This window comes from Dickeya sp. MK7, from assembly GCF_000406305.1.
In the GTDB taxonomy this organism is placed as follows: Bacteria; Pseudomonadota; Gammaproteobacteria; order Enterobacterales; family Enterobacteriaceae; genus Dickeya; species Dickeya fangzhongdai.
In genome coordinates this window covers 4,066,708-4,075,226 of record NZ_CM001984.1, presented here as the reverse complement: position 1 = coordinate 4,075,226, position 8,519 = coordinate 4,066,708, and the positions used below count along the sequence as shown (strand labels likewise).

General features: G+C 59.6%; 9 protein-coding genes. 2 read left to right on the top strand and 7 right to left on the bottom strand.

What is annotated here, in order from left to right:
* Both DXXMK7_RS23150 and yacL read left to right on the top strand, forming a co-directional pair.
* On the top strand, positions 1–963 hold a 963-nt coding region (locus DXXMK7_RS23150; protein ID WP_238555972.1), incomplete at its 5' end, for an aconitase family protein.
* A gap of 100 nt (positions 964–1,063) precedes the next feature.
* A complete protein-coding gene (gene yacL, locus DXXMK7_RS17625) occupies positions 1,064–1,426 on the top strand; it encodes a protein YacL (protein ID WP_038920204.1) in 363 nt (120 codons plus the stop codon).
* A gap of 45 nt (positions 1,427–1,471) precedes the next feature.
* Here the strand turns inward: yacL and DXXMK7_RS17620 are convergent, their stop codons facing one another.
* From DXXMK7_RS17620 to DXXMK7_RS17590, 7 genes are all read right to left on the bottom strand, one after another.
* Complete coding sequence (locus DXXMK7_RS17620; RefSeq protein ID WP_038920203.1) at positions 1,472–2,212, bottom strand: TerC family protein; 741 nt, start codon at positions 2,210–2,212, stop codon at positions 1,472–1,474.
* A 142-nt stretch (positions 2,213–2,354) separates the two neighbouring features.
* A complete protein-coding gene (locus DXXMK7_RS17615; RefSeq protein ID WP_038665796.1) occupies positions 2,355–3,038 on the bottom strand; it encodes an SDR family NAD(P)-dependent oxidoreductase in 684 nt (227 codons plus the stop codon).
* Positions 3,039–3,044: 6 nt separating this feature from the next.
* Positions 3,045–3,518 carry a YhcH/YjgK/YiaL family protein gene (locus DXXMK7_RS17610; protein ID WP_038665800.1) on the bottom strand — a complete coding sequence of 158 codons (474 nt, stop codon included), beginning with the start codon at positions 3,516–3,518 and terminating at the stop codon, positions 3,045–3,047.
* A gap of 140 nt (positions 3,519–3,658) precedes the next feature.
* On the bottom strand, positions 3,659–4,834 hold the full coding sequence (locus DXXMK7_RS17605) for an exo-alpha-sialidase (RefSeq protein ID WP_038920202.1): 1,176 nt from the start codon (positions 4,832–4,834) through the stop codon (positions 3,659–3,661).
* 6 nt (positions 4,835–4,840) lie between these two features.
* Positions 4,841–6,262 carry a sodium:solute symporter family protein gene (locus DXXMK7_RS17600; RefSeq protein ID WP_038920201.1) on the bottom strand — a complete coding sequence of 474 codons (1,422 nt, stop codon included), beginning with the start codon at positions 6,260–6,262 and terminating at the stop codon, positions 4,841–4,843.
* 37 nt (positions 6,263–6,299) lie between these two features.
* Entirely contained in the window at positions 6,300–7,184 is an 885-nt protein-coding gene (locus DXXMK7_RS17595; RefSeq protein WP_038665811.1) for a dihydrodipicolinate synthase family protein, read from the bottom strand.
* 81 nt (positions 7,185–7,265) lie between these two features.
* Positions 7,266–8,402 (bottom strand): iron-containing alcohol dehydrogenase, encoded by a 1,137-nt coding sequence (locus DXXMK7_RS17590; protein WP_038920200.1) that lies wholly within the window; start codon positions 8,400–8,402, stop codon positions 7,266–7,268.
* Positions 8,403–8,519: the final 117 nt, after the last annotated feature.

Genomic DNA, 8,519 nt, shown 5'->3' with positions numbered 1-8,519 from the left:
CTGCGCGATCTGGTGCACGCGATCCCGTACTACGCGATCAAGCAGGGCCTGCTGACCGTGGAGAAGAAGGGCAAGAAAAACATCTTCTCCGGCCGCATTCTGGAAATCGAAGGCTTGCCGGACCTGAAGGTGGAGCAGGCGTTCGAACTGACCGACGCCTCGGCGGAGCGCTCGGCAGCGGGCTGTACCATCAAGCTCAACCAGGCGCCGATCGTCGAGTACCTGAACTCCAACATCATTCTGCTCAAGTGGATGATTGCCGAAGGCTACGGCGATCGCCGTACGCTGGAGCGTCGTGTGCAGGGCATGGAAAAATGGCTGGCGGACCCGCAGCTGCTGGAAGCCGACGCCGATGCGGAATATGCCGCGGTGATCGACATCGATCTGGCGGATATCAAGGAGCCGATCCTGTGCGCGCCGAACGATCCGGACGACGCGCGCCTGCTGTCCGATGTGCAGGGCGACAAGATTGATGAAGTGTTCATCGGCTCGTGCATGACCAACATCGGTCACTTCCGTGCCGCCGGCAAACTGCTGGATCAACACAAAGGGCAGCTGCCGACGCGGCTGTGGGTGGCGCCGCCGACCCGTATGGACGCGGCGCAACTGACCGAAGAAGGCTACTACAGCGTATTCGGCAAGAGCGGCGCGCGGGTCGAAATCCCCGGCTGTTCGCTGTGCATGGGCAACCAGGCGCGGGTGGCGGATGGCGCGACGGTGGTGTCGACGTCGACCCGTAACTTCCCGAACCGTCTGGGAGCGGGCGCCAATGTGTATCTGGCGTCAGCCGAACTGGCGGCGGTGGCGTCGCTGCTGGGGCGTCTGCCGACGCCGGACGAATACCAGCAGTACATGGTGCAGGTGGACAAGACCGCGGACGACACTTACCGCTATCTGAACTTTGACCAGTTGCAGCAGTACACGAACAAAGCGGACAAGGTGATCTTCCAGACCGCCGTGTAAACCGCTATAGTTCGCAGCAATTAACAGGAAGGGAGGCCGAGAGGTCTCCCTTTTTTACTGTGGTGGCGCGCGGTGGCGAATCAGGCAGAGGAGAACGATCATGGACTATGAGTTTTTGCGTGATGTGACCGGGCAGGTAGTGGTCCGGATGTCAATGGGCCATGAAGTGGTAGGGCACTGGCTGAATGAAGAAGTTAAAGGCCAGCAGGCGGTGCTGGATGAAGTGGAAGCCGCGGTTCGTGAGCTGGCCGGCAGCGAACGTCAGTGGGAGCGCCCCGGCCATGAATACACGCTGTTGCTGGACAGCGAGGAAGTGATGGTGCGTGCCAATCAGCTGGCGTTTGAAACCGACGAGCTGGAAGAAGGCATGAGTTATTACGATGAAGAAAGCCTGTCGTTGTGCGGGCTGGAAGACTTTCTTGAGCTGCTGGAGAAATACCGGGCGTTTGTGGATAAGTCCTGACCCGGATGCAACCGGGTCAGGTAAACGAAACCGCAGGAATACGGATTACTGTTCGCTGAGGCGTGTTTCCATCGCCGGGTGATGCTTGTGCTGGCGCGCCAGATTGAGTATCTCCACGCCGATGGTAAAGAACATGGCGAAGTAGACATAGCCTTTTGGCACATGGATTTGCAGGCTGTCCAGCATCAGGGTGCCGCCTACCAGAATCAGAAACGCCAGCGCCAGCATTTTGACTGACGGGTGCGCATCGATGAATTCGCCGATGGTTCGCGCCGCCAGCATCATGATCACTACGCCCAGCACCACCGCCAGCATCATGATCAGCAGGTGCTGCGACAGCCCGACCGCGGTGATCACCGAATCCAGACTAAAGATGATATCCAGCAGCATGATCTGCACGATCGCACCCCAGAACGCGGTGGTGCGGCTGCGGCGCTGTGCCTCTTCTTCCCCCGCCAGCATGGCGTGAATCTCGCCGCCGGATTTAACGATCAGGAACAAACCGCCGGTCAGCAGGATCAGGTCGCGGGCGGAAAATGCGCGATCGGCGATGCTAAACAGCGGGTCGGTGAGATGCATCAGCCAGGCTATCGAGGCCAGCAGCGACAGGCGCATCAGCATTGCGCCCGCCAGCCCGGTAAAACGGGCGCGGGATTGCTGAGCGTGCGGTAGTCGGGCGACGACCAGGGACAGAAAAATAATGTTGTCGATACCAAGGATGATTTCCAGCAGCGTCAGGGTGAACAAGGTCAACCAGGCGTTGGGATCGGCCAGCCACATCAACATGGGGTACTCCTTTTTCCGGGCGGCGCGGTGGCGGCGTCGAGGTCCGGTTGATTATACCCCTGTGTGACGTATGGGTTAACTGTGGCTGACCGTGACTATCATGGCGTGGCTATTTCGTGGCGTCGTTATTATTGCGGCATGGCTATAACGAGGCGCCGCCGCAAATCACCAACTGTTGCCCGGTAATGGCCGCCGCTGAAGGCGACAGCAGGTACGCCACCAGATCCGCCACCTCCTGCGGTTGGATAAACCGGCCGATTGGCGGCAGCTTTGGCGGCGAGCTTTGCCGTCCCGGCTGATTCAGCATCGGCGTTTCGGTGGCGCCCGGCGCGACGATATTGACGGTGATGCCGCGCGGCGCCAGTTCCGCCGCCCAGCTTCTTACCATGCCGATCATCGCCGACTTGGTGGCGACATACTGGCTGCGCCCGGCGGCGCCGCTGGATGTACGGCTGCCCAGCAGTACGATGCGGCCGCCCTGCGGCAGTTTGTCCACCAGCCGGTCGGCCAGCACTTCAGCCACCTGAATATGCAGCTTCCACAGTTGCTCGCTGTCGGCATACGACAGGGTGCCCAGCGTGGCGGCTTTCATCACCCCGGCGGCGTGGATCACCGCATCGACGGCGGGCAGGCTGTCCAGCAACGCGATAAGCGCCGGCGTATCGGTGATATCCAGCGGGTGATGCGTGAAGTTCGGGTGCTGATGCGCGCCCGGCTGACGCGATAGCCCGACAACCTTCCAGCCCGCCGCCAGCAGGGTAGCGGTAATGGCGGCGCCGATACCGGAACTGCTGCCGGTGATTACCACCTGTTTTGGTCCTGGCATACGGCGTTACCCCTGTGCGTTCAGTAATTCGACCGGCACCTTGAACACCGCTTTTTTCACCGGAGCCGGCTGATCGTCAATGGCGCACAGCGCCTGATGCGGTTCACCCGGATAGAAGGTGACGAAATCCCCGGCGGCCAGCCGGATGGCGTGCGGCACCTGCGGCTGTTCCAGAATGAACAAGTCCGGTTTACGTTCGGTCGCGGCGCGATCGCCGGCGTCATTCAGGTCGTAGCCGATGATCTCTTCGCCGGCGAGAATCAGCTGAATATCGAGATAACGGCGGTGGAATTCGGTATGGCGTTCGGCTTTCGGGGCGGTGGAGACGGTACCGATGGAGTAGAACCAGTCGACATTGTCCGGCTGGTACTTGCCTTCCGGCAGGGCGTTCAACTGGTCGAGCGTGAAACCGGAAAGGATGCGCCACAGCGGCTCGGGTAACGTCGCCAGCGGCAGATGATTCAGATTGCCTGCGATCATGGATGGCTCCTTAACTGAAGGAGGCGGAGATAGCCTCCCTGAAGGCAATGGATATGACAGCCCACCGGGCGGCGCCGTGCGTCGGCGAGTGGGAAACCGGTGTTGTCCCTCCCCCTGGGCGGGGGAGGGTGAGCGAGGTATTACCCCTTGACCCACTCTTCGCTAACGCAGACGTACTTGATGGCCTGCCGGAAGTAGGTAAAGGCGATGTGCAGCTTGCCGTCCGGCCCTTGCTTGATGCTGGGGTAGGAGAACTCGCGGTTAAGTTTCTCGGTCGAGTTGTTGGTCATGCAGTAACCGTCGCCCACTTCCAGATTACGCTGCCACGGCCAGGTTTTGCCGCCGTCTTCGGAGATAGCCAGCGTCATCGGCGCGCGCGGCGCACCCCAGAAGGCGCTGCGTCCGGATGAGATCTCCGGCATTTTGGCGTCGTTTGCTTCTTCGTCCTCGATTTCGTCATACAGCGACAGGCGACGCTCGGTGGCGCCTTCGGCGCTCATGGCGTTGAACACCAGCGCCAGATGGCCGTTGTCCAGCGTGGTCACCTGAATGGACGAGTTGTTGTTGGGCAGAACGGTCGGCACTGGTTCGGACCAGGTTTCGCCGCCGTCGGTGGAGTGGCTACGGTAGATGAAATCGGCCCAGCGGCTGCGGAACAGCGCCAGCAGAGAACCGTCCTTGAGCGGCGTAATGTTCATGTGCACGCAGCCGGTGCTGTTCGGCACCACCGATTCACGCCAGGTTTTACCTTGATCGCTGGAGATTTTCACCGCGCTGATGTCGTCGTTGCCGACCCATTTTTCACCCGGCTGGGTACGGCAGTAGAACACCGGCAGCAGCCAGTCGCCGTTGGGCAGCACGGTAATCGGCTGGCGGATGAAGGTACCGGGCTGTTCCAGCAGTGTGCCGATTTCGCCCCAGGTGTAGCCCTGATCCAGCGACTGACGGTAACGCACGATGGCGGTGTCCTGATTACCGGATTTCTGCGCGGTATACAGCAACCACAGTACGCCGTCCGGCGCCAGGAACAGCACCGGGTTTTGTTCGGAACGGGTCGGGTCGTCGGACAGCTTGACCGCGGGCGTCCATTGCCCGCTGTCTTTTACCAGCCTTGACTGGTAAATCGAAATATCGGACACCCCTTCCTGGGTGCCGCCGAACCAGACGCACAGCACATCGCCGTTAGGCAGGTGCAGCAGGTTGGCGGCGTGATTCTGCGGGCGTTCCGACGGGATATAGGCGTCGATGCGCTGGCTGTCGCCGTCTGCCGGGTGAACCAGGCCGCTGCGTTCGATGGTAATGGTTTCGGTCGTCATGACTATTTATGCTCCAGAATGAGGTACGGAGGGTTCGCTTTGCTGTTTGGCCTTGGCCGCCTTGTTGGGGATCAGACGGTCGATCGCCATCACCACCGCTGGGGTCAACAGTGCAATGTACATATTGTCGATGCCGAACGGGTTACCCATGATGTACCAGATGGAGGTAACCACGCAGGACAGGATCAGGCCGGTGTTGACGCCGCGGGAGCTGCTAAAGAACGGCAGGTAGAAAGCGACCATCGCCACCACGGAAATCGACAGACGAATGGCGCGGGTGAAGAACGACAGCTTCAGCACTTCCGGCACCAGCAGCACGAACACCAGCGGCAGGAAACCGATGATCAGCGAGAACACGCGGGTCATCTTGAACTCTTTTTCCGGCGTCGGTTTGCAGTAAGGCACATAGAAGTCTTTCACGATCAGCGAGGCGATCGCCAGTGCGACGGTACTCACGCTGATGAAGATCGACGCTACCAGTGAGGTGGTCACCACGCCGGCCAGCCACGGGTTCATATCCTGCAGGAAGATCGGCAGGGCGTACAGGCTCTTGATTTCCGGGTGTACGAACTTGGCGGCCACACCGATAATCGCAATCGCCAGCGCGATCGGCATACAGAACAGGAACGCAATCCAGGTGGCGCGCTTGGCGGATTTCTCATCCTTGGTGGAGGCGATAGCCTGAATCACGAACTGGGTACAGAAAATGGAGCCGATGGTGCCGATGAGCCACGCGCCGATGGTGCTGGCGCCGATGTTGCCGTCCCAGGTCCAGTAGAATTCCGGCATCTTCTCGACCATCGGCGTGATGCCGCCGGTCATTTTCAGCGCCACGTACAGGATGATCATCACCCCGACGTACTTCAGGCCGCTGTGGATCAGCGTCACGTACGCCACGCCTTTGATACCGCCGAAGTAGAAGTAGAAGGTACTGACGATGGCGGTAATCAGCGCCGCTACCGGCAGGCTCACTTTCAGCACGGTGGAGATGGCGGCGGCGCCGCTGACGTAGTTACCCACGTTTACCAGCAACAGCGCGTAGATCATGATGATGGAGATGATGTTCTTGGTGGTATTGCCATAACGTTCGGCGATAGCGCCAGAAATAGTGATTTTCCCGGTGTTATAGATCTTTTTCACCAGAATCATCCCGAACAGCAGGAAGCCGATGGCGGCGCCGATCACCGACCACGAGGCGGCGATGCCGCTTTCAAAGGCCGCCTGCGAGGTACCGACCGTGGACTTGGCGCCGATAAACTCGGTCATCAGCAGCACGCCGACGATAAACGCCGGCAGCGCGCGTGAGCCTTCCATGAACTCCGAGTTGGAGTTACTGCGCAGCCGCAGCGTCAGCAAGGATGTAAGGGCGATGTAGACGACAATTATCCCGACGATGATAAGTGTGTCTGTCAGATCAAAATGGTTCATGGTTTTCGATCCTGTAGGAGTAAGGGTAAGTTCTCATTCAGTGCGAGAACGGTTTGATAATGGTGCGAATAACGTCTTCGTCTTGTGCTGAGAACTGAATCGGGTAGCGACTGACGCCCACATCCTGTCCCATCAACGTCAGCGCTTTCTTCACCACGGCCGGTGAGAACGCCACGGCGTACAGCGTCTTACGCAGTTCGCTCACCTGCTCCTGCGCCTGGCGGGAACCTTCGATGTCGCCAGCGTGGAAGCGATGCCAGATCTGGCTGATGGCTTCCGGCGCCACGTTGGCGAGGCCGGAAATACAGGCGGAACAGCCGTCGACAAAGCCCTGATGGATCAGCGAGTCCGGCCCGTTGAGCACGTCGCAGTTCGGCATGTCTTTCACCGCCTGCAGGAAGCCGCTCAGGCTTTCGTAGCTGCCGGCGCTGTCCTTGATGCCGATGATGTTGGGATGTTCGGCCAGAACCCGCACCGTTTCCGGTTGCAGGGTGTTGCCGGTGCGAGCCGGAATGTTGTACAGGAATATCGGCACCGGCAGCGCGTCCGCTACTTCACGGTAGTGGGCAATCAGCTCGCTTTGTTTGAGCGGCACGAAGTAAGGGGTGATCACCGACACCGCGTCCACGCCCAGCGCGGCGATGCGTTTGCCGAGCTTGATGGTTTCGCGGGTGGAGATTTCGCCGATGTGCGCCACCACCGGCACCTTGCCGGCGACTTCATCGACGCAGGTTTCAGTGACGGCCACTTTCTCGTCGGTGTGCAACACAAAGAACTCACCGTTGGTGCCGTTACAGAAAATGCCGTTGCCGTAGCGCATCTGGCGTTGAACCTGCTGGCGCATGGCGGCGGGGCTAAATTCCCCCTGATGGTCAAAAGGCGTGACGATCGCCGTCAGTACGCCTGTAATCGGTCTAGTCATCGTTATTGTTCCTCGTTATCTTCATCATCCAGAGCGACGTTGTTAAAAATCGAAGTTAAAACAAACAGTTAAAACTCACGATTAAAACAGCGTTGAATAAATGGCATGGACGTCTTGCGCCGTAACGGCGGTCGGGACGTTTTTCATCAGCCGCTGCACCTGCAGTGCGGATTCCACCAGATACGGCAGGTGATCCGGGCTGATCCCCAGTTGTTGCAGCGAAGACGGCAGGTTCAGCCGTTTCACCAGCGCAGTGAAGTAATCCACCAGCGCCTGGGCCTTTTGTTCGGTGGTCAGCGACAGGTCGGCATCCGGCAGCAAGTCGTAGGCCTGTGCGAATTTTTCCGCCGCCGCGTGCTGAACAAAGCGCATGCAGGGCGCCAGCAGGATGGCGTTCGCCACGCCGTGCGGGATGTGGTACTTGCCGCCCAGCGGGTAAGACATGGCGTGCACCAGATGGGTGCCGGAATGGGCGATGGAGGCGCCGCCATAGTAGGAGGCCCACAGCATATTCAGACGGGCTTCCAGATTGTCCGGTTCGTTCACCGCGGTTTCGATGTTGGCGAACAGTTTCTTCATGCCGATCAGCGCATAGTTGTCCGCCACCGGGTTGGCGATGGTGGCGGTGAAGCATTCGATCAGGTGGCACAGCGCATCGATGCCGGTAGACGCGGCGATATGCGCCGGCATGCTGGTGGTCAGTTCCGGCACCAGCGCCACGTAGTCCGGCAGCATGACCGGGGTGATGATGCCGACTTTGGTTTCTTTCTCCGGGATTGCCAGAATGGCGTTCGGCGTGGCTTCAGAGCCGGTACCGGCGGTGGTCGGGATCAACAGGGAAGTGGTGCGGCGGGTCGGCTTACGGCCTTCCAGCAGACTGTCGAGCGTGATGCCCTCTTCACCGGCGCACAGCAGCGACAGCAGTTTCGCCACGTCCAGCACGCTGCCGCCGCCCACGCCGACCACCAGGTCCGGCTGGGTGGCCGGCAACTGTTGCAGCACGGCCGCCACATCATGCTGGCTGGGTTCGGCCGGCACATTATCTATCAGGGAAAGTTGCGGCACGCCTGCTTTCAGCTGCGCGATCAGGGCCTGTACCCCGGCCAGCCCCACGATATTCTTGTCCGTCACCAGCAGCACGTGCTGCCTGCCGCGCAGGAGGTAGCCCAGATCCTGAAGTGCCTGATAACCGCTGATGAGGGTGCTGTTGATATTCATACTGGTACCTTGTCTTTTCGCTGTGACTTCAGCTGGATAAGTCTGATTTTTTTCAATCATATTTCCGTTTCATGACAGAAAAAAATCGTTTTGCTCGCATTGTGTGGATAATTTATA

What these genes read in the sequence shown, in the direction of transcription:
- DXXMK7_RS17610 (WP_038665800.1), bottom strand. Translation starts at nt 3,518, where the DNA reads ATGATCGCAGGCAATCTGAATCATCTGCCGCTGGCGACGTTACCCGAG.
- DXXMK7_RS17590 (WP_038920200.1), bottom strand. Translation starts at nt 8,402, where the DNA reads ATGAATATCAACAGCACCCTCATCAGCGGTTATCAGGCACTTCAGGAT.
- yacL (WP_038920204.1), top strand. Translation starts at nt 1,064, where the DNA reads ATGGACTATGAGTTTTTGCGTGATGTGACCGGGCAGGTAGTGGTCCGG.
- DXXMK7_RS17615 (WP_038665796.1), bottom strand. Translation starts at nt 3,038, where the DNA reads ATGCCAGGACCAAAACAGGTGGTAATCACCGGCAGCAGTTCCGGTATC.
- DXXMK7_RS17620 (WP_038920203.1), bottom strand. Translation starts at nt 2,212, where the DNA reads ATGTTGATGTGGCTGGCCGATCCCAACGCCTGGTTGACCTTGTTCACC.
- DXXMK7_RS17600 (WP_038920201.1), bottom strand. Translation starts at nt 6,262, where the DNA reads ATGAACCATTTTGATCTGACAGACACACTTATCATCGTCGGGATAATT.
- DXXMK7_RS17595 (WP_038665811.1), bottom strand. Translation starts at nt 7,184, where the DNA reads ATGACTAGACCGATTACAGGCGTACTGACGGCGATCGTCACGCCTTTT.
- DXXMK7_RS17605 (WP_038920202.1), bottom strand. Translation starts at nt 4,834, where the DNA reads ATGACGACCGAAACCATTACCATCGAACGCAGCGGCCTGGTTCACCCG.